Source organism: Roseivirga spongicola (assembly GCF_001592965.1).
Lineage (GTDB): Bacteria > Bacteroidota > Bacteroidia > Cytophagales > Cyclobacteriaceae > Roseivirga > Roseivirga spongicola.
In genome coordinates this window covers 1-228 of the sequence record NZ_LRPC01000010.1, presented here as the reverse complement: position 1 = coordinate 228, position 228 = coordinate 1, and the positions used below count along the sequence as shown (strand labels likewise).

Here is a 228-nt window from a genome sequence, read left to right as displayed (position 1 = left end):
TTGGGGTGCCGGAACTTCTCTCATTGGCCCTGCCGGGGCTGATGGTGCTGACGGAACCAATGGAATAGACGGAACCAACGGAGTAGATGGCCAAGATGGCAACACCATTCTTAGTGGTAACACCGACCCAAACAATACACAAGGAAAAGATGGAGACATCTATATCAACACAGCTACAAATACTTATTTCGGACCTAAAACTACTGGGGTTTGGAGTGCCGGAACTTC

At 48.7% G+C, this 228-nt stretch carries 1 protein-coding gene; it reads left to right on the top strand.

The window, feature by feature from the left end:
• A partial coding sequence (locus tag AWW68_RS07770; RefSeq protein ID WP_221405979.1) for a hypothetical protein occupies nucleotides 1-228 on the top strand: 228 nt, incomplete at both ends.